20 protein-coding genes are annotated in these 20,083 nt (G+C 71.7%); 19 read left to right on the forward strand and 1 reads right to left on the reverse strand.

Annotated elements, in window-relative coordinates:
* Window positions 1–41 precede the first annotated feature (41 nt).
* The 19 genes from ACFV1J_RS23075 (at window position 42) to ACFV1J_RS23165 (ending at window position 19,377) form a co-directional block, all read left to right on the forward strand.
* On the forward strand, window positions 42–551 hold the full coding sequence (locus ACFV1J_RS23075) for a MarR family winged helix-turn-helix transcriptional regulator (RefSeq protein WP_385860795.1): 510 nt from the start codon (window positions 42–44) through the stop codon (window positions 549–551).
* A gap of 206 nt (window positions 552–757) precedes the next feature.
* Window positions 758–1,552 carry a VC0807 family protein gene (locus tag ACFV1J_RS23080; protein WP_385860797.1) on the forward strand — a complete coding sequence of 265 codons (795 nt, stop codon included), beginning with the start codon at window positions 758–760 and terminating at the stop codon, window positions 1,550–1,552.
* 235 nt (window positions 1,553–1,787) lie between these two features.
* The gene (locus ACFV1J_RS23085; RefSeq protein WP_385860799.1) at window positions 1,788–2,006 is read left to right on the forward strand and encodes a DUF397 domain-containing protein; all 219 of its coding nucleotides are present in this window, start codon (window positions 1,788–1,790) and stop codon (window positions 2,004–2,006) included.
* Window positions 2,003–2,485, forward strand: a complete 483-nt coding sequence (locus ACFV1J_RS23090; RefSeq protein WP_385860801.1) for a hypothetical protein — start codon at window positions 2,003–2,005, stop codon at window positions 2,483–2,485. The genes ACFV1J_RS23085 and ACFV1J_RS23090 overlap by 4 nt, the downstream gene beginning before the upstream one ends.
* A gap of 477 nt (window positions 2,486–2,962) precedes the next feature.
* Entirely contained in the window at window positions 2,963–4,339 is a 1,377-nt protein-coding gene (gene gdhA, locus ACFV1J_RS23095; protein ID WP_385860803.1) for an NADP-specific glutamate dehydrogenase, read from the forward strand.
* 67 nt (window positions 4,340–4,406) lie between these two features.
* Window positions 4,407–4,949, forward strand: coding sequence for a TIGR00730 family Rossman fold protein (locus ACFV1J_RS23100; RefSeq protein ID WP_385860805.1), 543 nt, complete (start codon window positions 4,407–4,409; stop codon window positions 4,947–4,949).
* A gap of 46 nt (window positions 4,950–4,995) precedes the next feature.
* A complete protein-coding gene (locus ACFV1J_RS23105; protein WP_385860807.1) occupies window positions 4,996–5,685 on the forward strand; it encodes an SDR family oxidoreductase in 690 nt (229 codons plus the stop codon).
* A 64-nt stretch (window positions 5,686–5,749) separates the two neighbouring features.
* Complete coding sequence (locus ACFV1J_RS23110) at window positions 5,750–6,193, forward strand: MarR family winged helix-turn-helix transcriptional regulator (protein ID WP_385860809.1); 444 nt, start codon at window positions 5,750–5,752, stop codon at window positions 6,191–6,193.
* A gap of 132 nt (window positions 6,194–6,325) precedes the next feature.
* Window positions 6,326–6,850 (forward strand): DUF1360 domain-containing protein, encoded by a 525-nt coding sequence (locus ACFV1J_RS23115; protein WP_385860811.1) that lies wholly within the window; start codon window positions 6,326–6,328, stop codon window positions 6,848–6,850.
* An 84-nt stretch (window positions 6,851–6,934) separates the two neighbouring features.
* On the forward strand, window positions 6,935–8,389 hold the full coding sequence (locus ACFV1J_RS23120; protein ID WP_385860812.1) for an MFS transporter: 1,455 nt from the start codon (window positions 6,935–6,937) through the stop codon (window positions 8,387–8,389).
* 77 nt (window positions 8,390–8,466) lie between these two features.
* The gene (locus ACFV1J_RS23125; protein ID WP_385860814.1) at window positions 8,467–9,480 is read left to right on the forward strand and encodes a methionine synthase; all 1,014 of its coding nucleotides are present in this window, start codon (window positions 8,467–8,469) and stop codon (window positions 9,478–9,480) included.
* Window positions 9,481–9,511: 31 nt separating this feature from the next.
* Window positions 9,512–11,728 carry an NAD-dependent DNA ligase LigA gene (gene ligA / locus ACFV1J_RS23130; RefSeq protein ID WP_385860815.1) on the forward strand — a complete coding sequence of 739 codons (2,217 nt, stop codon included), beginning with the start codon at window positions 9,512–9,514 and terminating at the stop codon, window positions 11,726–11,728.
* Window positions 11,729–11,884: 156 nt separating this feature from the next.
* Window positions 11,885–13,993 carry a putative bifunctional diguanylate cyclase/phosphodiesterase gene (locus ACFV1J_RS23135; RefSeq protein WP_385860817.1) on the forward strand — a complete coding sequence of 703 codons (2,109 nt, stop codon included), beginning with the start codon at window positions 11,885–11,887 and terminating at the stop codon, window positions 13,991–13,993.
* Entirely contained in the window at window positions 13,915–14,490 is a 576-nt protein-coding gene (locus ACFV1J_RS23140) for a hypothetical protein (protein WP_385860819.1), read from the forward strand. Before ACFV1J_RS23135 ends, ACFV1J_RS23140 begins: the two co-directional genes overlap by 79 nt.
* 169 nt (window positions 14,491–14,659) lie before the next feature.
* Window positions 14,660–14,956, forward strand: coding sequence for an Asp-tRNA(Asn)/Glu-tRNA(Gln) amidotransferase subunit GatC (gene gatC, locus ACFV1J_RS23145; protein ID WP_385860821.1), 297 nt, complete (start codon window positions 14,660–14,662; stop codon window positions 14,954–14,956).
* A gap of 5 nt (window positions 14,957–14,961) precedes the next feature.
* Window positions 14,962–16,455 carry an Asp-tRNA(Asn)/Glu-tRNA(Gln) amidotransferase subunit GatA gene (gatA, locus tag ACFV1J_RS23150; RefSeq protein ID WP_385860823.1) on the forward strand — a complete coding sequence of 498 codons (1,494 nt, stop codon included), beginning with the start codon at window positions 14,962–14,964 and terminating at the stop codon, window positions 16,453–16,455.
* Complete coding sequence (locus ACFV1J_RS23155; protein ID WP_030412837.1) at window positions 16,452–16,694, forward strand: hypothetical protein; 243 nt, start codon at window positions 16,452–16,454, stop codon at window positions 16,692–16,694. Before gatA ends, ACFV1J_RS23155 begins: the two co-directional genes overlap by 4 nt.
* A gap of 32 nt (window positions 16,695–16,726) precedes the next feature.
* Complete coding sequence (gene gatB / locus ACFV1J_RS23160) at window positions 16,727–18,235, forward strand: Asp-tRNA(Asn)/Glu-tRNA(Gln) amidotransferase subunit GatB (protein WP_385860826.1); 1,509 nt, start codon at window positions 16,727–16,729, stop codon at window positions 18,233–18,235.
* 194 nt (window positions 18,236–18,429) lie between these two features.
* The gene (locus tag ACFV1J_RS23165) at window positions 18,430–19,377 is read left to right on the forward strand and encodes an LLM class F420-dependent oxidoreductase (RefSeq protein ID WP_385860828.1); all 948 of its coding nucleotides are present in this window, start codon (window positions 18,430–18,432) and stop codon (window positions 19,375–19,377) included.
* Window positions 19,378–19,448: 71 nt separating this feature from the next.
* On the opposite strand, the gene ACFV1J_RS23170 is transcribed toward ACFV1J_RS23165, so the two are convergent.
* Entirely contained in the window at window positions 19,449–20,075 is a 627-nt protein-coding gene (locus ACFV1J_RS23170; RefSeq protein WP_385860830.1) for a TIGR03086 family metal-binding protein, read from the reverse strand.
* Between the last annotated feature and the right edge of the window lie 8 nt (window positions 20,076–20,083).

Here is a 20,083-nt window from a genome sequence, read left to right on the forward strand (position 1 = left end):
GTGCCTTGGGTTCATGGCAACCAAGGTGTCATTCTGGTGCGGTGACCGACACCGATCAGCCCCGTAAGTCCCGTAAGCCCCGTACGTCCCGTGAGCCGCTGGAGCCTGACGATCTGGCCCGCCGGCTCACCGAAGTGTTCGCGCTGGTGGGCCCGTTGTACCGGCGGGTGCAGCGCAAGGTGGAGTTGAACGCGCCGATCGAGGGGCTCTCCGTCGGCGTGCGGGCGGTCCTGGACCTGCTGCGGGAGCACGGCCCGATGACCGTCCCGCAGATGGGCCGGGCACAGGCGCTCAGCCGGCAGTTCGTGCAGCGCATGGTCAACGACGCCGCGGCCGGGGAACTGGTCGAGATCATCCCGAACCCCGCGCACCAGCGGTCGTCGCTGGTCCGGCTGACCGAGGCCGGCCGGGCGGCCATCACCGCGGTGACGGCCCGGGAGCACGCGCTGCTGCGCCAGGTCGGCGGCGATCTGACCGATGCCGAGGTGTCGGCGTGCCTGCGGGTCCTTCGGCGCATGCTGGACCTCTTCGACGACGTGGAGGTCACCTGAGGCCGGGCCGGCGGGGAGGGGCCTTCCCCCACCGGCAGGTGGGCCTTCCCCCACTGACAAATGTCACGGTGAAGGCAGGACAGACGGGGCTGTTGGCCGGGTGGGGCCGTGCGGGAAGCTGAGGGCGTTGCGGGGGACGGTGGCGCGGAGGGCGGCACCGGGGGACGCCGTCAGCTGGTCACAGTCTCAACTTGGGGGAGTACGCCGTGAGTCGGAAGCAGTCCGTCAGCGAGGGCAAGGCGGGGGAGCCGGGGGAGCCGGGCGGGAACGGTGAGCCGGGCGCGCCGGACAACACCGGGAAGGCCGTGCTGCGGAGCTTCGTTCCGCTGATCGTGGACGCGGGGATTCCGATCGCCTCGTACTACGTCCTCAAGGACGGCTTCGGGTTCAGCACGGTGGCGGCGCTGGGCTGGAGCAGTGTGGTGCCGGCGCTGCGGACCGTGTGGGAGCTGGTCGCCAGCCGCCGGGTCAACGGTCTGGCACTGCTGATCCTGGTGGTGAACGTGGTCGGACTGGCGATGACCGCGGTGGCCGGTGACGCGCGGCTGATGATGGCCAAGGACAGCGCGGTGAGCAGCACCATCGGCATCGTGATCCTGCTGTCCGTGCGCACGGAGCGGCCGCTGATGACGGCGGGCCTCAAGCCCTGGGTGACGAAGGGCAGTGCGGCCGGGGACGCCGCCTGGGACCGGCTGCTGGCGGAGTCCGCGGTGTTCCGGCGGGCCGAGCGGCGGTTCTCGGTGATCTGGGGGACCGCGCTGCTGACCGAGTGCGTGCTCAAGGTGGTCGGCGCGTACACCCTGCCGGTGGACACGATGGTCTGGCTGGGGACGGTGATGACGGTCGTGGCCATCCTGGCGGCGATGTTCCTCGCCGGCGGCAGCTGCGCCGACCCGATGGAGAAGATGGTCGCGGCGGAGGCCGGGCGCGCGGCGGAGCCGGAGCCGGCGGGACCGGCCGCGGGTGCCGCCGAGGCGGAGCCGGTGGGAGCCGGAAGCTGACGCTCCGGGCGTCGTGGGGCAAGGGTGGTGTTACCGCCGTGCTGATGCCGATGACGCCGGAGCGGTACGCGTCAGTCGACGGCCTTGGAGAAGTACACCGAAGGCGTGCGGTGCGGAACCATCCTTGAACCGCCCGCCACGGCACGGTACTTGTCGCGGTCCTACGATGTGGGCAGGCGTCAGCGCTGTCACGCGACGCCTCCGCCGACCTGATCCGCGAGCTGATGGAGGCAACGTGACCGTGCCCAGGCGCCGACGATGGGCCAAGTCCAGCTACCGCACCTCGGACGGCGGCAACTGTCTGGAGTGGTCGCCGGCTCACGCCCGTGCCCACGGTGAGGTGCCGGTCCGGGACAGCAAGGCACCGGACGGGCCGTCGCTCCCGTTCGGCCCGGCCGCCGGGGCGGCGTTCGTCTTCGGGGTGCGGGACGGGGAGTTGGGGCAGCGCGGATGACCACCATCGCGGTGACCGGGCATCTGGGCCTCGGCGCGGCCACCGTGCCACTGGTGCGGGAGGCCGTGCGGGGGCTGTTGCGGGAGCACGCCGGCGGTGACCTCGTCGGGGTCTCCTGCCTCGCTCGGGGGGCCGACACGTTGTTCGCCGAGGAGGTCGTGGCGGCCGGAGGGCGGCTGGTGGTCGTCGTGCCGTCCCGGGACTACCGGGAGACGCAGGTGACGGCCGACCACGCGTCCGCGTTCGATCGGCTGCTGGCGGCGGCCGAGGTGGTGACCATGCCGTACGACGTGGCCAACTGGCAGGCGTACGAGGCGGCCAACGGGGAGTTGTTGAAGCGGGCCGAGCGGCTGGTGGCGGTGTGGGACGGTACGCCGCCCAGCGGCAAGGGCGGCGGCACGGCGGACGCCGTCGCGCAGGCGCGGGCGCTCGGGATGCCCGTCGAGGTCGTCTGGCCGGATGGGGCCGAGCGCGTGTAGTGGCCACGGCCCGCCTCCCGGCGGCCGCCCAGCCCGCCCCGCAGCAGGCACGCCACGAAGCCGCGCCGTCGGACCCTGAGGTGACGGAGCAGGCCCCGCGGACGGCCGTTCGCGGGGCCTGCGTGGTGAGAGGGGAGGGCGTTACGCGGTGCCCGCCTCCACCAGTTCGTTCGAAGTGGAGAGATTCGGGGGCGTCCGGCGTGACCGGGACCGGTCATCACGCTCGGGGCTTCCACCACCACCTGGCGATCACCTGACCCGTCCGCCGAGGTCGCCGGGGTGGCGGTGGCCACCGTCGGCCGCTCCCCGGGGGTGGCCGCGGGACCGGTCCGGGAGGCGCGCGCGGTGTGGCGTGCGTGACACCCGGGCCGGTACGGGCGGAGAGCGCCCCGGGACGTCCTGCGTGCCGAGTAAGGTCGGCCAGCACGGGGCGTCAGAGGTGGGGCCTTCGCGGCCACGAACGGAACGGAAGTCCATATGTCGACTGTTCAGTCTGGGGTCAGGTCCGGCGCGCAGCAGGCCGGGCCGGCATCCCTGTACGCCGAGCTGGTCCGGCGGAACCCGGGGGAGCCCGAGTTCCACCAGGCGGCGCTGGAGGTCCTGGAGACGCTGGAGCCCGTACTGGCCGCCCGGCCGGAGTTCGCCGAGGCAAAGGTCCTGGAGCGGATCTGTGAGCCCGAGCGGCAGATCATGTTCCGCGTGCCCTGGCAGGACGACGCGGGCACGGTCCACGTGAACCGCGGCTTCCGGGTGGAGTTCAACAGCGCGCTCGGCCCGTACAAGGGCGGGCTGCGCTTCCACGCGTCGGTGAACCTCGGGATCGTGAAGTTCCTCGGCTTCGAGCAGATCTTCAAGAACGCCCTGACCGGCCTGAACATCGGCGGCGGCAAGGGCGGCAGCGACTTCGACCCGCACGGGAGGTCGGACGCCGAGGTGATGCGGTTCTGCCAGTCGTTCATGACCGAACTGCACCGCCACCTCGGCGAGCACACCGACGTCCCCGCCGGTGACATCGGCGTCGGCGGCCGGGAGATCGGCTACCTCTTCGGCCAGTACCGGCGGATCACCAACCGCTGGGAAGCCGGGGTGCTCACCGGCAAGGGCCTGTCCTGGGGCGGTTCCAAGGCCCGTACGGAGGCCACCGGTTACGGCAATGTGCTGTTCACCCAGGAGATGCTCAAGGTGCGCGGGGAGGAGCTGGACGGCCAGCAGGTCGTCGTCTCCGGTTCCGGCAATGTCGCCCTTTACACCATCGAGAAGGCGCAAGCGCTCGGCGCCAACGTGATGACCGCCTCGGACTCCGGCGGCTACGTCGTCGACGAGAAGGGCATCGACCTGGCGCTGCTGCGGCAGATCAAGGAGGTCGAGCGCGGCCGGATCAGCACGTACGCCGAGCGGCGCGGGGTGTCGGCCCGGTACGTGCCCGGTGGCCGGGTGTGGGACGTCCCCTGTGACGTCGCGCTGCCCTCGGCGACCCAGAACGAGCTGGACGCGGACGCCGCCCGGATCCTGGTCCGCAACGGCGTCAAGGCGGTCTCCGAGGGCGCCAACATGCCCACCACACCGGACGCGGTGGCGCTCTTCAAGGAGGCCGGGGTGGCCTTCGGCCCCGGCAAGGCCGCCAACGCGGGCGGCGTGGCGACCAGCGCCCTGGAGATGCGGCAGAACTCCGCACGGGACACCTGGTCCTTCGAGCGGACCGAGGGCGAGCTGGCGGCGATCATGCGCGGTATCCACCGCACCTGCCACGAGACCGCCGAACGCTTCGGCCGGCCCGGCGACTACGTCGCGGGCGCCAACATCGCGGGCTTCGAGCGGGTCGCGGACGCCATGCTCGACCAGGGCCTGATCTGACCGCGGGCGGCGGGGCGTGCTGGTACGGCCGCTGCCCCGCCGCTCCCCGGCTCGTAAGGTGGCCGGCATGAACATCTGCGTCTTCTGCTCCGCTGCCGACCTCGACGACCGCTATGTCACCCCGGCCCGCCAGTTCGCCGAGCTGATCGGCAAGGGCGGGCACGCACTGGTCTGGGGCGGTTCGGACACCGGGCTGATGAAGGTCATGGCCGACGGGGTGCAGGAGGCCGGCGGGAAGCTGATCGGGATCTCGGTGGAATTCCTGTCGCACAAGGCGCGGCCGGCCGCCGATGAGATGGTCGTCACCAAGGACCTCGCCGAGCGCAAGGCGGAGATGCTGGCGCGGGCCGACGCCATCGTCATCATGGTCGGCGGTACGGGCACCCTCGACGAGGCCACCGAGATCCTGGAGCTGCGCAAGCACGGGATGCACAGCAAGCCCGTCGTGCTGCTGAACACCGCCGGTTTCTACGACGGGTTGCACGAGCAGTTCCGGCGCATGGAGGACGAGGGCTTCCTGCCGCTTCCCCTCACCGACCTGGTGTTCTTCGCGGCGGACGGGGTCGGCGCGCTGGCCTACCTGGAGGAGAAGGCGGGCTGTACCAGCTGAGCCGCCGCTCCGCCGTCCCGTAGGACGGCTCGTTAGGATCGGGCCCATGGGTACGCACTTGATCACGGGCGCAGGGTCGGGCATCGGAGCGGCGGTCGCACGGCGGCTGGCGGAGCGCGACGAGGAGCTGTGGCTGCTGGCGCGCAACGCGGTCCGCGCGAAGGAGCTGGCCGCGCGGTTCCCCACCGCCCATGTGATCGTGGGCGACCTGGCCAACCCGGAGAAACTGTCCTGGGCGCTCGGCCAGCAGTCGCTGCCGGACCGGATCGACTCCCTCCAGCACATCGCGGGCGTCATCGAACTGGGCGCGGTCGGCGATCTGCCGGCCAAGGCGTGGCAGCGCCAGCTCGCCGCCAACCTGGTGGCGCCGGCCGAGCTGACCCGGCTGCTGCTGCCGCTGGTGCGGCTCGCCAAGGGCCACGTGGTCTTCGTCAACTCCGGCGCCGGACTGAACGCGCACGCCAACTGGAGCGCGTACGCGGCGAGCAAGCACGGCCTGAAGGCGCTGGCCGACTCCCTGCGGGCGGAGGAGCACGGCAACGGTGTCCGGGTGACCTCGGTCTACCCGGGACGTACGGCCACGCCGATGCAGGAGAGCACCCACCAGCAGGAGGGCAAGGCGTACGACCCGTCCCGCTGGATCGACCCGGAGTCGGTGGCCAGCACGATCCTCGCCGCCATCGACCTGCCGCGGGACGCGGAGATCAACGACGTCACGGTGCGCCCGGGCCGCTGAGGCCCGCCGTTTCACAGGCGGCCGGACCGCCCGCAGGACCGCCGCGGCGACGTACGCTGCAAGAGTGACCACTGAAGCGAAGTCGACCGCGGCGGCGGGGTGCGGGTTCCGGGAGATCCGGGGCCTGGTGACCGAACTGAGCCGCCGGCTGGACGCCCATCAGCGCAGCCGGGTCGCCGAGCTGGACCTGACGCCGACGCAGGCCAAGGCGCTGGAGGAGCTCGGCGAGCCGAAGACCGCGCGGGAGCTGGCCGGGGTGCTGTGCTGTGAACCGCCCAACGTCACCTATGTCATCTCCAAACTGGAGAAACAGGGCATGGTGCAGCGGCAGCCGCATCCGCTGGACGGACGGGCCAAGCAGCTCGTACTGACCGAGGCGGGGCGGGAGTTGCGACTCGATCTGCTGCGCCGGATGGGGACCGCGTCGCCGCTGGATCACCTCACCCACGACGAGCGGGCCGCCCTGCGCGACGACCTGCTGAAGGCCCTGGGGCGCGGCGAGGCCTGACCGGCCGCGGCGGCCCGGCCCGCCATTTGCCTCTGTTGCCGACGCGTTCGGCGGTATCCCGGCCCTCCGGCGTGGGCGGGGCGGCGCGGTCGGGTACCCGTCCTCCCGGCATCGTCGTCAGCAGGAGGCACCATGGGCTTCAACCCCCTCACAGGGGCGGACACCTCGGACGCGCCGGCCGGCGCCTACGCGGCCGGCGAAGAGGTCCCCCTGGCCGGCTACGCCGTACTGGCGGGCCTCTACGCGGCCGGCGTCGGCGCGTTCGCCCTGGGTGTCCGGGCCTCCGGGCGCTCACTGCCCGCGCGGGTGCCGCCGGGGGATCTGCTGCTGTTCGGTGCGGCGACGTACAAGGTGTCGCGGCTGCTCGCCAAGGACCGGATCACCAGCTTCGTCCGGGCCCCCTTCACCCGCCGCAAGGAGAGCAACAGCGCCGGCGAGGTCACCGACGTGCCGCGCGGGCACGGGCTGCGCCGGGCCACCGGTGAGCTGGTGGCCTGCCCCTTCTGTCTGGGCACCTGGGTCGGCACCGCGCTGGTCTGCGGTTATGTCCTCGCCCCCGCGGCCACCCGGCTGGTCGCCGGGGGGCTGGGTGCCGTCACGCTCTCCGACTGGCTGCAGTACGCGTGGAGCTTCACCCAGGAGCAGGTGGAGGGCTGAGGGTGAATCCCCTTGGTATGCCCTGGGTAAAGTTATAGCTGTAAGTATTGCGCCGAGTGATGGTTACAGCTTTAGCTGTATTGCATGATCACCGACAAGGCGACGCCGCGCGGCTCGACGCGCGGGACGGCAGAGGCGCCGGCCGTACCAGCAGCACCGGAGTCACCGGAGGCACCGGCTGTACCGGCCGCACCGGCGGCCCGTGGCGGGCTCCAACTCCTCGTCCTGGCACTCGGGTTCGTGATGGCCAGCCTGGACACCGGCATCATGAACGTCGCGGCGCACGACCTCCGGGCCCGCCTCGGCCTCAGCATGGCCGGCCTGACCTGGGTCGTCGACGGCTATGTCCTCGCCTTCGCCGCACTGCTGCTGCTCGCCGGCTCACTGGCCAAGCGGTACGGCGCCCGCCGGATCTACCTCATCGGGCTCGCCGCGTTCACCGCCGCCTCCCTGCTCGGCGCCGCGGCGCCGGACGGCACCGTCCTGGTGGCGGCCCGCTTCGCCCAGGGCGTCGGCGCCGCGCTGTTCATGCCCAGCTCGCTGTCGCTGCTGATGAACGCCTTTCCCGAACCGGCCCGCCGGGCCCGCATCCTCGGCGTCTGGTCGGCGATCGTCTCCACCTCCGTGGGGCTCGCCCCGACCATCGGCGGCCTCATGGTCGGCACCCTGGGCTGGCGCTCCATCTTCCTGGTCAACCTCCCCATCGGCGCCGCCGGACTGCTGCTCACCCGCCGGGTGATCGCGGCGGTCCCGCCCCGCGGTTCGGCGCTCGGCGGCACCGGCCACCTCCTCGGACTGCTGGCCCTCGGATCGCTCAGCTACGCCCTCATCGAAGGCCCGGAGAAGGGCTGGTCCGCGCCGCTCGTGTTGGGCGCCCTCGCGGTCACTGTGGTTGCAGTGGCCGGGTTCGTCGTCCGGGAACGCACCGCCCGTACGCCGATCCTGCCGGTCGCGCTCTTCTCGGACAGCCGGTTCTCCGCCGCCAACGTGGTCGGCTTCCTCTTCAACTTCGCCTTCTACGGCGCCCTGTTCGTCCTCGGACTGTTCCTCCAGACCGCCCGCGGCGCGAGCGCGGTGACCGCCGGGCTCCAGATGCTCCCGGCCGTGCTGATCCTGCCGTTCGGCAACATGCTCTACGCCCGGATCGGACACCGCCTCGGCAACCGGACCGCGCTCACCGCCTCCCTGGCCCTCTCCGCCGCCGGATATGTCGTGCTCTTCCTGATCGTCCGGCCCGGACTGCCGTACTGGATCCTCGCGGTGGTGCTCGCCGCCACCAACATCGGCAGCGGGGTCAGCTCCCCGGCCCTGACCGGTGTCCTGATGGAGGCCGCCGGCCGCGAGCACGCCGACATCGGCAGCGCCACCCTCAACGCCAACCGCCAGATCGGCTCGCTGGTCGGCATCGCCGGGATGGGCGCGGTGCTCACCGCGGCCGGCGGCGGCCACCCGGGCGCGCAGGCCGCCTTCGCCCTGACGGCGGGGGCGCTGGCGGTGGCCGCGGTGACCGGCTGGCTGGGCGTGCGCGGCCGGGGCTGACGGGGCGCGCGCCCCCCCCGGGGGGTGGGAGGGCCCGGGGTACGCACCCGGGGCCCGCCGCCGCATACCCTTCCGGGGTGAGCGAGAACAGCACATACGAGTGGGCAGCGGGCGCGGCGACCGGCATCGGGTCGATGCCCGGCGGGGACGCACGGGAGGCGGCCAAGACCGTCACCGGGTCGCTGGAGACCTTCCCGTATCTGCCGGAGCTGCCGGCGCGGGGCCCCGGCGCCGACATGATCGGACGCACCCTGGGGATGCTCGTCGAGGTCTACGGCCATGTGGAGCCCAGCGGCTGGCGGATCAGCGACCGGCCCGGCCGGGACACCCGGCGGGCACACTCCTGGCTGGGCGAGGACCTCGACGCCCTGGAGGAGTTCACCCAGGGCTACGAGGGCCCGCTGAAGGTCTCCGCGGTCGGGCCCTGGACGCTCGCCACCGCCCTGGAACTCCGCAACGGCGAGGCGGCCCTCGGCGATCCCGGCGCCTGCCGGGACCTCGCGGCGTCGCTGGCGGAGGGGCTGCGCGGCCATCTCGCCGACGTCCGGCGCCGGATCCCGGGCGCCAAGGTCGTCCTCCAGCTCGACGAGCCGTCGCTGACCGCGGTGCTCCAGGGGCGGGTCAGGACGGCGAGCGGGTACCGGACGCACCGGGCCGTGGACCGGGCCGTGGTCGAGGGGGCGCTGCGCGATCTGGTGGCGGTGGCGCAGGGCGGACCGGTGGTCGTCCACTCGTGCGCGCCCGAGGTGCCGTTCGGACTGCTGCGGCGGGCCGGCGTCACGGGCATCTCGTTCGATTTCGCGCTGCTCACCGAGCGTGAGGAGGAGGCGCTCGGGGAAGCCGTCGAGGGCGGTACCGCGCTGTTCGCGGGCGTGGTGCCGGGCGTGGACGGCCGATTGTCAGACCCTGCCGGTAGCGTCATGGGTGTCAGGACGCTCTGGCGCAGGCTGGGGCTGGCACCGGGGACTCTCAGCGAGTCCGTGGTGGTCACCCCGTCGTGCGGGCTGGCGGGCGCTTCGCCCGGATATGCCCGTTCGGTGCTCGCCCATTGCGTCCGGGCGGCGAGGTCACTCGCAGACAACCCTGAGTGACCGCATTCGAGGACCACGGGAGGACAAGACGGTGGCTGGCGAACAGCACGCAGCGCAATCCAAGGTGCCCGCAGCGGCGCGGGAGAAGCACGCGCAGCTCGCTGAGCAGATCGAGGAGCACCGCTTCCGCTATTACGTGAAGGACGCTCCGGTCGTCAGCGACGCCGAGTTCGACCGGCTGCTGCGCTCCCTGGAGGCCCTGGAGAACGAGCACCCCGAGCTGCGCACCCCGGATTCCCCGACCCAGAAGGTCGCCGGCGCGTACGCGACCGAATTCACCGAGGTCGCGCACCGCGAGCGGATGCTCTCGCTGGACAACGCCTTCGACCAGGAGGAGTTGGCGGCCTGGGCGGAGCGGCTCGCCGGCGAGCTGGGCGGCGACCCGAAGAGCGCTGGCTACCACTTCCTGTGCGAGCTCAAGGTCGACGGTCTCGCCGTCAACCTCACCTACGAGCACGGCCGGCTGACCCGCGCCGCCACCCGCGGCGACGGCCGCACCGGTGAGGACATCACCCCCAATATCCGGACGATCGCCGATATCCCCAACCGCCTGAAGGGTGACCGGATTCCGGCCCTGGTCGAGGTGCGCGGCGAGGTCTACTTCCCCATGGAGAAGTTCCTCCAGCTCAACGAGCGCCTGGTGGCCGACGGCAAACCACCGTTCGCCAACCCCCGTAACGCCGCGGCCGGTTCGCTGCGCCAGAAGGACCCCAAGATCACCGCCAGCCGCCCGCTGCACATGGTCGTCCACGGCCTCGGCGCGCGCGACGGCCTGGAGATCGACCGGCTCTCGGAGGCGTACGACCTGCTCAAGGAGTGGGGCCTGCCGACGGCCACGCACAACCGGGTCGTCGACTCCCTGGAAGCAGTGCGGGAGTTCATCGCCCACTACGGCGACGCCGAAACCCGCCGCACGGCCGTGGAGCACGAGATCGACGGCGTGGTCGTCAAGCTCGACGAGATCCGGCTCCAGGGGCGGCTGGGCTCGACCTCGCGCGCCCCGCGCTGGGCGATCGCCTGGAAGTACCCCCCGGAGGAGGTCAACACCAAGCTGGTGGACATCCGGGTCGGCGTCGGCCGCACCGGCCGGGTCACGCCGTACGCCGTGGTCGAGCCGGTCACCGTCGCCGGGTCCGAGGTGGAGTTCGCGACCCTGCACAACCAGGACGTGGTCAAGGCCAAGGGCGTGCTGATCGGGGACACCGTCGTGATCCGCAAAGCCGGTGACGTCATCCCCGAGATCCTGGGCCCGGTGGTCGATCTGCGGGACGGCAGCGAGCGGGAGTTCGTGATGCCGGCCGAGTGCCCCGAGTGCGGCACGGCCCTGCAGCCCGCCAAGGAAGGCGACATCGACCTGCGGTGCCCCAACAACCGCTCCTGCCCCGCGCAGATCCGTGAGCGGCTGTTCTATCTCGCCGGCCGCAAATGCCTGGACATCGAGAATTTCGGATATGTCGCCGCCACGGCCCTCAGTCAGCCGCTGGAGCCCGCCGAGCCGCCGCTGAAGGACGAGGGCGATCTGTTCGGCCTCTCCATCGAGCAATTGCTGCCCATCAAGTCGTACGTCCTCGACCCCGATTCCGGGTTGCCCAAGCGCGACCCGAAGACCGGCGAGGAGAAGGTCGTCACGTTCTTCGCCAACCAGAAGGGCGAGCCGAAGAAGAACGCCCTCGCGATGCTGGAGAACATCCAGGCCGCCAAGGAGCGCCCGCTGGCCCGCATCCTGACGGGTCTGTCGATCCGGCACGTGGGCCCGGTGGCGGCCGAGGCGCTGGCTCGGGAGTTCCGCTCGATCGACCGCATCCGGGACGCGGAGGAGGCCGAGCTGGCCGCCGTGGACGGCGTCGGCCCCACCATCGCCGCGTCGTTGAAGCAGTGGTTCGCCGAGGACTGGCACCGCGAGATCATCGAGAAGTGGCGGGCCGCCGGCGTCCGAATGGAGGAGGAGCAAACGGGTGACGAGGGCCCACGCCCCCTCGAAGGCGTCACCGTCGTCGTAACGGGCACACTTCACTCACACACAAGAGATGGCGCGAAAGAGGCCCTCCAGAACCTCGGAGCGAAGGTGACCGGTTCCGTTTCGAAGAAGACCGGTTTCGTAGTGGTGGGCGACAACCCCGGTTCGAAGTACGACAAGGCGATGCAGTTGAAGGTCCCCGTCCTGGACGATGACGGCTTCGCGGTGCTGCTGGAACAGGGTCCTGAGGCGGCACGAGCGGTAGCTGTCACTCCGCCTGAGGAGGAGTGAGGTGTCACCCCATCGGCGCATACCAGATTGATCCAGGATGCCGGGTCGCATTCGGGCAACCGTCGGCGATCGCTGCCCGCGGCGGCCTTCCGCGGCCTACTGTTGAGGAGTGCGCCTGCCGTGGCGCGGGCACAGCCGGCTGTGAGAGGGATCGGAATGAAACCGACCGACAGCGCCGCTCCGGCGTCGCGGCTCCGGCAGCTCGTCGTGCCCGCGTTGCCCGCGGCCATCGTCACCGTGGCGAGCCTCGCGCTCGCCACGGGCGTGTTCCGGACTCTGGGCGTAGGTGACGCGCTCTTTCCCGGAGGCGCGGTGGGATGGTCGCTGGCGATCCTCACCGGCGTCATCGTCGGCCATCTGGTCGCTCTCGGCCGCGACCGCTGGTGGGGCGGCACGGGCTCCGGCGCGGCGCTCGCCCTCGCCGTCCTGCTGCTGTACGGCTGGGTCCCGGCCACGCTCGTCAGCCTCTCCGTCGTCGTGCTGGTCGGCGCCGCCCGCCGACACCGCTGGCGACAGGCCGTGGTGCACGGCGCCGTCGACGTCCTCGGCATCGGCGCCGCGGCGCTCGGCCTGGCCGCGTTCGGCGTGGTCTCCACCGTCCGCCAGCCGTGGACCCCGCTCGCCTGGAACCTCTCCGTCCTCCCCGAAGTCGTCGTCACCGCGGGCGGCTATCTCTTCGTCAGCCGCGGCCTGCTGTGGCTCAGCCTCACCCCGCGCAGCGGCCAGCTCCCCGCCATCCCGCGCACCGCGGTCGTCCGCCAGGCCCTGGTCGGCATCGCCCTGCTCGGCATCGCCCCGCTGATCGCCGTCTGCGCGGTCAACGCCCCGCTGCTGCTGCCGCTGTTCGCGGTCCCGCTGATCGCGCTCGACTCCACCCTCTGGATAGCCCGGGCCCGCGCCGAGGAGCAGCTGCGCGACCCGCTCACCGGCCTGCCCAACCGCCAGTGGCTGCTGGAGCGCACCTGGACCGCGCTGGACGAGGCCGAGCGGATCGGCGTCCGCTCGGCCCTGGTCCTCATCGACCTGGACCGCTTCCGCTCCGTCAACGACACCCTCGGCCACCTCGCCGGCGACCGCCTGCTGCTGCAGATCGCCGACCGGCTGCGGCACGCCCTCCCGCGCGGCGCCGAGGCGGCCCGGCTCGGCGGCGACGAGTTCGCCGTCCTGCTGCCCACCACCGACTCCCTCACCAGCTCCCAGCGGGTGGCCCGCAACCTCGTCGCCGCCCTCAGTTCCCCGCTGGACCTCGACGGACTGACCCTCGTGCTCGAAGCCAGCGCGGGGGTCGCCGTCTTCCCCGACCACGCCCTGGACGCCGAAGGGCTGCTGCGCCGCGCCGATGTGGCGATGTACCAGGCCAAACGGGACCGCAGCGGCGTCGAGCTCTACGAGGCCAAGCGCGACGGCAACACCCCTGACCGGCTCGGCCTGCTGGGCGATCTGCGGCGCGCCCTGGACGCCGGTGACGTCGAGTTGCACTACCAGCCCAAGGTGGGATTCGACGGACATGTCGCCGGACTGGAGGCGCTGGTCCGCTGGGTGCACCCGGACCGCGGCCGGGTACCCCCCGACGAGTTCATCGCGATCGCCGAGTCCTCCGGGCTGATGCCCCGGCTCACCGAGTACGTCCTCGAGACCGCGCTCGCCCAGGTGGCGCGGTGGCGCGCGATGGGCCTGGAGGTCCCGGTCGCGGTCAACGTCTCCCCGCGCGATGTGCACTCCCCGGGCTTCGCCGGCGCCGTCGCGGCCCGGCTCGCCCGACATCGCGTCCCACCGGGCGCCCTCCAACTGGAGATAACCGAGCACGTCCTGCTGGAGGACCCGCAGCGGGCCGCCGACACGCTCGCCGGGCTCACCGCCCACGGCGTGAAGATGTCGCTGGACGACTTCGGCACCGGCTACTCCTCCCTCGTCCACCTCCGCCGCCTCCCGGTCAGCGAGCTGAAGATCGACCGCTCCTTCGTGGCGCGACTGGCCGTCGACACGGAGGACGCCGAGATCGTCCGCTGCACCCTCGACCTGGCCCATTCGCTCGGCCTCCTGGTCGTCGCCGAGGGCGTGGAGGACGACGAGACCTGGGAACGGCTGCGCGACCTCGGCTGCGACGCCGTCCAGGGCTGGCTGGTGGCGGCCGCGATGCCGCCCGACGAGACCACGGCCTGGCTGAGGGCCCGCGGTGAGCACGGTTGGCACCGCGAATCGGAGACGGCCGCCCTGGCGGCGGAGAAGGCCGCCGAGCGCCCTTCGGGACAGGTCTTGAACTGACCCGGCCACCGGCCGTCCCGTGTCCCCGCTCCGAACCCAGCGAAGCCGAAGCCGAAGCCGACGCCGACAGCGAACCCGAGACCGACAGCGAACCCGGAAACGACAGCGCACCCGAAGACGACAGCGCGCCCGAACCGGACAGCGAAACGGCCCGCGAAGCCGACAGCGAAACCGACAGCGAAGCCGAAGCCGACGGCCCACCGGAAGCCGACAGCGAAGCCGAAGCCCCCACTGCCCCCGTAGCCACCACCGACCCGGAAGGCGACCGCCAAGCCGAAGCCGCCACCGGACCCGAAGCCGCCACCGCCCCCGAGGACCGCGGCGAAGCTGCCGGCAACGGCAACGGCAACACCAACGGCAACACCAACGGCGACCCCAACAGCAACGGCAACGGCGACACCAATAGCACCAGCACCAGCAACGGCAACAGCACCAGCAACGGCACCAGCAACGCCGACCGTCCCGGCGGGCCCGATCAGGCCCCCGAGCCCCGCTGACCGGGGCGCGCCCGCCCGCATGGGTCGCGCCCCGGCGAAACGGTTTCGCGGCCGCTGACCCGTACGCCATAGGATTGGGCCGGAAAAGTTCACCGGAGTGCTCGCCGAGATCACTCCACCTGGACACTCCACCCGGAACACTCCGCCAAGAACACCAGAGGATCTCTGCATGCCTGGCATCACGCGCGAGGAGGTCGCCCACCTCGCCCGGCTGGCACGTCTGGAGCTGAAGGACGAAGAGCTCGACCACTTCGCCACCCAGCTCGACGACATCATCGGCGCGGTCGCCCGCGTCTCCGAGGTCGCCGACCAAGACGTACCGCCGACCTCCCACCCGCTGCCCCTGACCAACGTCATGCGGTCGGACGAGGTCCGTCCGTCGCTGACCCCCGAGCAGGCGCTCTCCGGCGCCCCGGCCCAGGAGCAGCAGCGTTTCAAGGTGCCGCAGATCCTGGGGGAGGAGTGACCGACATGGCCGACCTGATCAAGCTCACCGCCGCCGAGATCGCGGCGAAGATCGCCTCCGGCGAGCTCACCGCCGTCGAGGTGACCGAGGCCCACCTCGCCCGCATCGAGGCCGTCGACGAGAAGGTGCACGCCTTCCTCCACATCGACCGCGAGGGCGCGCTCGCGCAGGCCCGCGCCGTCGACGAGAAGCGGGCCCGCGGCGAGAAGCTCGGCCCGCTGGCCGGCGTCCCGCTCGCGCTCAAGGACATCTTCACCACCGAGGGCATCCCGACCACCGTCGGTTCCAAGATCCTCGAAGGCTGGATCCCGCCGTACGACGCCACGGTCACCAAGAAGCTCAAGGCCGCCGACGTCGTCATCCTCGGCAAGACCAACATGGACGAGTTCGCCATGGGGTCCTCCACCGAGAACAGCGCCTACGGCCCGACCGGCAACCCCTGGGACCTGACCAAGATCCCCGGCGGCTCCGGCGGCGGCTCCTCCGCCGCCCTCGCCTCCTTCGAGGCCCCGCTCGCCATCGGCACGGACACCGGCGGCTCCATCCGCCAGCCCGCCGCCGTCACCGGCACGGTCGGCGTCAAGCCCACCTACGGCGGCGTCTCCCGCTACGGCATGGTCGCCTTCTCGTCCTCCCTCGACCAGGGCGGCCCCTGCGCCCGTACGGTCCTGGATGCCGCGCTGCTCCACGAGGTGATCGCCGGGCACGACCCGATGGACTCCACCTCCATCGACGCCCCCGTCCCGCCGGTCGTCGAGGCGGCCCGCAACGGCAGCGTCGAGGGCATGCGGGTCGGCGTCGTCAAGCAGTTCCGCGGCGACGGCTACCAGGCCGGCGTGCTGCAGCGCTTCGACGAGTCGGTCGAGCTGCTCAAGGAGCTGGGCGCCGAGATCGTCGAGCTGGACTGCCCGTCCTTCGACCTCGCGCTCGCGGCGTACTACCTGATCGCGCCGTCCGAATGCTCCTCCAACCTGGCCCGCTTCGACGCCATGCGCTACGGCCTGCGGGTCGGCGACGACGGCACGAAGTCCGCCGAGGACGTCACCGCCCTGACCCGTGCGGCCGGCTTCGGCGCCGAGGTCAAGCGCCGGATCATGCTCGGCACCTACGCGCTGAGCTCCGGCTACTACGACGCGTACTACGGCTCCGCCCAGAAGGTGCGGACGCTGATCACCCGCGACTTCGAGAAGGCCTTCGAGCAGGTCGACGTGATCGTCTCGCCGACGACACCGACCACCGCCTTCCCGATCGGCGAGCGTGCCGACGACCCGATGGCGATGTACCTCGCCGACGTGTGCACGCTCCCCGTCAACCTGGCAGGCAACGCAGCCATGTCGCTGCCCTGTGGTCTGGCACCCGAGGACGGGCTGCCGGTGGGCCTGCAGATCGTCGCCCCCGCCATGAAGGACGACCGGCTCTACAAGGTCGGTGCCGCGGTCGAGGCCGCGTTCACCGCCAAGTGGGGTCACCCGCTGCTTGAGGAGGCACCGTCACTGTGAGTGGAAAGCTTGCCAAGGCCAAGGGCTTCAAGAAGTCCAAGCCCGGTACGTACCTGTCCATCGGCACCACGCTGTTCGGCGCGGTGAGCGTCGTCAAGCAGGCGAAGAAGGCGCGGGTGGAGCAGGACACGCTCCAGCTGGTCGACGCCGTCGTCTCCGCCGCCGCCATCGTCACCGGCGTCGCCCTGCTCATCCGCGAACTGCGCCGTCTGGGCGACGACGACGTCCTCGCGGACTGACCGGCGCCGGACCCTGAGAGGTTAGTTTCACCGTGACTGTCACCGACCTGGTGTCGTACGAGGACGCGCTGGCCGCCTACGACCCCGTCATGGGGCTCGAGGTCCACGTCGAACTCGGCACCAAGACCAAGATGTTCTGCGGGTGTTCCACCACCCTCGGCGCCGACGCCAACGCGCAGACCTGCCCCACCTGCCTCGGCCTGCCCGGCTCGCTCCCGGTCGTCAACGCGACCGGCGTGGAGTCCGCCATCAAGATCGGCCTGGCGCTCAACTGCACGATCGCCGACTGGTGCCGCTTCGCCCGGAAGAACTACTTCTATCCGGACATGCCGAAGAACTTCCAGACCTCCCAGTACGACGAGCCGATCGCCTTCGACGGCTACCTCGACGTACAGCTGGAGGACGGCGAGGTCTTCCGGGTGCACATCGAGCGCGCCCACATGGAGGAGGACACCGGCAAGTCGACGCACGTCGGCGGCGCCACCGGCCGCATCCACGGCGCCCGGCACTCCCTCCTGGACTACAACCGTGCCGGCATCCCGCTCATCGAGATCGTCACCAAGCCCATCGAGGGCGCGGGCGAGCGGGCCCCCGAGGTCGCCAAGGCGTACGTCGCCGAGCTGCGCGAGCTCATCAAGGCGCTCGGCGTCTCCGAGGCCCGCATGGAGATGGGCCAGATGCGCTGCGACGTGAACCTCTCGCTGCGCCCCAACGGCACCGAGAAGTTCGGCACCCGCTCGGAGACCAAGAACGTCAACTCGCTCCGCTCCGTCGAGCGCGCCTGCCGCTTCGAGATCCAGCGCCATGCGGCGGTGCTCTCCTCCGGCGGCAAGATCGTCCAGGAGACCCGCCACTTCCACGAGGAGGACGGCTCCACGACGCCCGGCCGGGTCAAGGAGGAGGCGGAGGACTACCGCTACTTCCCCGAGCCGGACCTGGTCCCGGTGGCCCCCTCCCGTGAGTGGGTCGAGGAACTGCGCGCGACCCTGCCCGAGCTGCCGCGCGTGCGCCGCAACCGTCTCCGCGAGCAGTGGGGCATCAGCGAGCACGACATGCAGTCGATCCTCAACGCCGGTGCGGTCGACCTGATCGTCGCCACCGTCGAGGCCGGTGCGGACGCCGCCGCGGCCCGTAAGTGGTGGATGGGCGAACTGGCCCGCCGCGCCAACGAGGACGGCATCGAGCTGGCCGCCCTGCCGATCACCCCCGAGCAGGTCGCCCGGATCGCCGAGCTGGTCGCCAAGGGAGACCTGAACGACAAGCTGGCCCGCCAGGTCATCGAGGGCGTCCTCGCGGGCGAGGGCACCGCGGACGAGGTCGTCGAGAAGCGCGGCCTGAAGGTCGTCTCCGACGAGGGCGCCCTGGGCACCGCCGTCGACGAGGCGATCGCCGCCAACGCCGCCATCGCCGACAAGATCCGCGGCGGCAAGGTCGCCGCGGCCGGCGCCCTGGTCGGCGCGGTCATGAAGGCCACCCGCGGCCAGGCCGACGCGGCGCGGGTGCGGGAACTGATCCTGGAGAAGCTGGGCGTCGAGGGCTGACCCAGGTCTGACACCCCGGCTCTCCCGGTTCGCGTGCGAAGCGGCCGTCCTTCTACGGAAGGGCGGCCGTTTCGCGTACGTTCCACCAGGGGCTGCGGGCACGGAACACGGAACACGGAACACGGAATGTCGGGCCCGGGCCGGACGCTGTACCCGGGGGACGGATCTTCATCCCTCAGCCACGAGGAGGAACGGTGCAGGACAACGCCTCAACGGTGCCGGAGAAGGCTCTGTCGGCGCAGGAGAACGCTCTCGCTTCGCGGATCGGCCGGATCGGGGTCTGGCACGGCGGTCTCGGCCGGGAACCGGCGGCCACCGCACGCCAGGCAGCCGCCGAGATCGAGCGACTCGGTTACGGCGCCCTGTGGTTCGGCGAAGGCCCCGCCACCAAGGAGGCATTCAGTCACGCTGCGCTGCTGCTCGCCGCCACCGACCGCCTCACCGTCGCCACCGGCATCGCCAACATCTGGGGCCGCGACGCCGCCGCCGCGAACGGCGCCGCACACACCCTCGCCGAGGCCTACGACGGCCGCTTCGTCCTCGGCCTGGGCGCCAGCCACGCCCCCATCGTCAACCTCCGCGGGCACACCTACGCCAAGCCGCTGGCCGCGATGCGGGCGTACCTCGACGCGATGGACCGCGCCCCGTACGAGGGCCCGGTCACCGATCCCGCACCGCCCCGGGTGCTCGCCGCCCTCGGCCCGAAGATGCTCGAACTGGCCCGGGACCGCGCGGCCGGCGCCCACCCGTACTTCGTCCCCACCGAGCACACCGCCCCGGCCCGCGAGATCCTCGGCAACGGCCCGCTGCTCGCCCCCGAACAGGCCGTCCTGCTGGAGACCGACCCTTCCAAGGCCCGCGCCCTGGCCCGCGAGCACCACACCCGCTTCTACCTCGAACTCCCCAACTACGTAGGCAACTTGCGCCGCTTCGGCTTCGACGACGACGACTTCACGGGCGGCGGCAGCGACCGCCTGGTCGACGCGATCGTCGCCTGGGGTGACGTGGACGCCGTCCGGCGCCGGGTGCGGGACCACCTCGCCGCGGGCGCCGACCACGTCGCCATCCAGCCCCTGGCCCCCCACCGCGGCCTGGGCCTGGACCAACTCCGCGAACTGGCACCGGCGTTGCTGGCGGACTGATCCGGGCCGTGACACGTGACGTCACGGGCGCGCGACGTCTGCGGAGGTGTGACGTCACCCGACGGGTGAGGTCACGCCGAGGGTGCGGGCCGGCCCGGCCGGCGGCCCATGAGGTGCAGCAATCGCTCCTGCCGCGAGGCCCCCTGGGGCAGTACGCCGTCCGGGGCCGCGAAGAACCGGTGGGTGGTGTCGGCGGCAAGGGGTGACTCGGCCAACCCCGCGTAGATCAGGTCGAGTCGGTCGAGGATCCACGCCACCAGGGCCTCGTCGAGGGTCTCGTCGTCACCGATGGCCCGGGCGAGGTCCCAGGTGTGTACGGCGCTGTCCGTGAGCCGCACGGCCAGCGCCTGCCGCCCGGTCACCTGCCCCAGCGGGTAATCAAGCAGCCGCTCCATCGCCCCGGGCCGCCCGAAGGCCGCGGCACACTCCTCGACGGACCGGGCGTACGCGGCCAGTGGGTCATCGCCCAGCGCGTCCACGTCCCGCATGCGCAGAAACTCCGCACTGCTGCCGCCGTCCAGCAACCGCATGTAGTTGAGGTTGCCCCGGACCATGTGGTTGGTCAGCGCCCGTACGTCCCATTCCGCGCACGGCGTCGGCCAGGCCCACTGCCCGTCCCGCACCGCCCGCAGCCTCCGCTCGAAGCCTGCACCGGCCAGCACGAACCGCTCGATCAGCCCGTCAATGGAATCGGTCATGCGCCCAG

The organism is Streptomyces sp. NPDC059649, assembly GCF_042734445.1.
In the GTDB taxonomy this organism is placed as follows: domain Bacteria; phylum Actinomycetota; class Actinomycetes; order Streptomycetales; family Streptomycetaceae; genus Streptomyces.

What these genes read in the sequence shown, in the direction of transcription:
- gatA (WP_385860823.1), top strand. Translation starts at nt 14,962, where the DNA reads ATGGCCGACCTGATCAAGCTCACCGCCGCCGAGATCGCGGCGAAGATC.
- ACFV1J_RS23170 (WP_385860830.1), bottom strand. Translation starts at nt 20,075, where the DNA reads ATGACCGATTCCATTGACGGGCTGATCGAGCGGTTCGTGCTGGCCGGT.
- ACFV1J_RS23115 (WP_385860811.1), top strand. Translation starts at nt 6,326, where the DNA reads ATGGGCTTCAACCCCCTCACAGGGGCGGACACCTCGGACGCGCCGGCC.
- ACFV1J_RS23120 (WP_385860812.1), top strand. Translation starts at nt 6,935, where the DNA reads ATGATCACCGACAAGGCGACGCCGCGCGGCTCGACGCGCGGGACGGCA.
- ACFV1J_RS23135 (WP_385860817.1), top strand. Translation starts at nt 11,885, where the DNA reads ATGAAACCGACCGACAGCGCCGCTCCGGCGTCGCGGCTCCGGCAGCTC.
- gatC (WP_385860821.1), top strand. Translation starts at nt 14,660, where the DNA reads ATGCCTGGCATCACGCGCGAGGAGGTCGCCCACCTCGCCCGGCTGGCA.
- ACFV1J_RS23090 (WP_385860801.1), top strand. Translation starts at nt 2,003, where the DNA reads ATGACCACCATCGCGGTGACCGGGCATCTGGGCCTCGGCGCGGCCACC.
- gdhA (WP_385860803.1), top strand. Translation starts at nt 2,963, where the DNA reads ATGTCGACTGTTCAGTCTGGGGTCAGGTCCGGCGCGCAGCAGGCCGGG.
- ACFV1J_RS23100 (WP_385860805.1), top strand. Translation starts at nt 4,407, where the DNA reads ATGAACATCTGCGTCTTCTGCTCCGCTGCCGACCTCGACGACCGCTAT.
- ACFV1J_RS23105 (WP_385860807.1), top strand. Translation starts at nt 4,996, where the DNA reads ATGGGTACGCACTTGATCACGGGCGCAGGGTCGGGCATCGGAGCGGCG.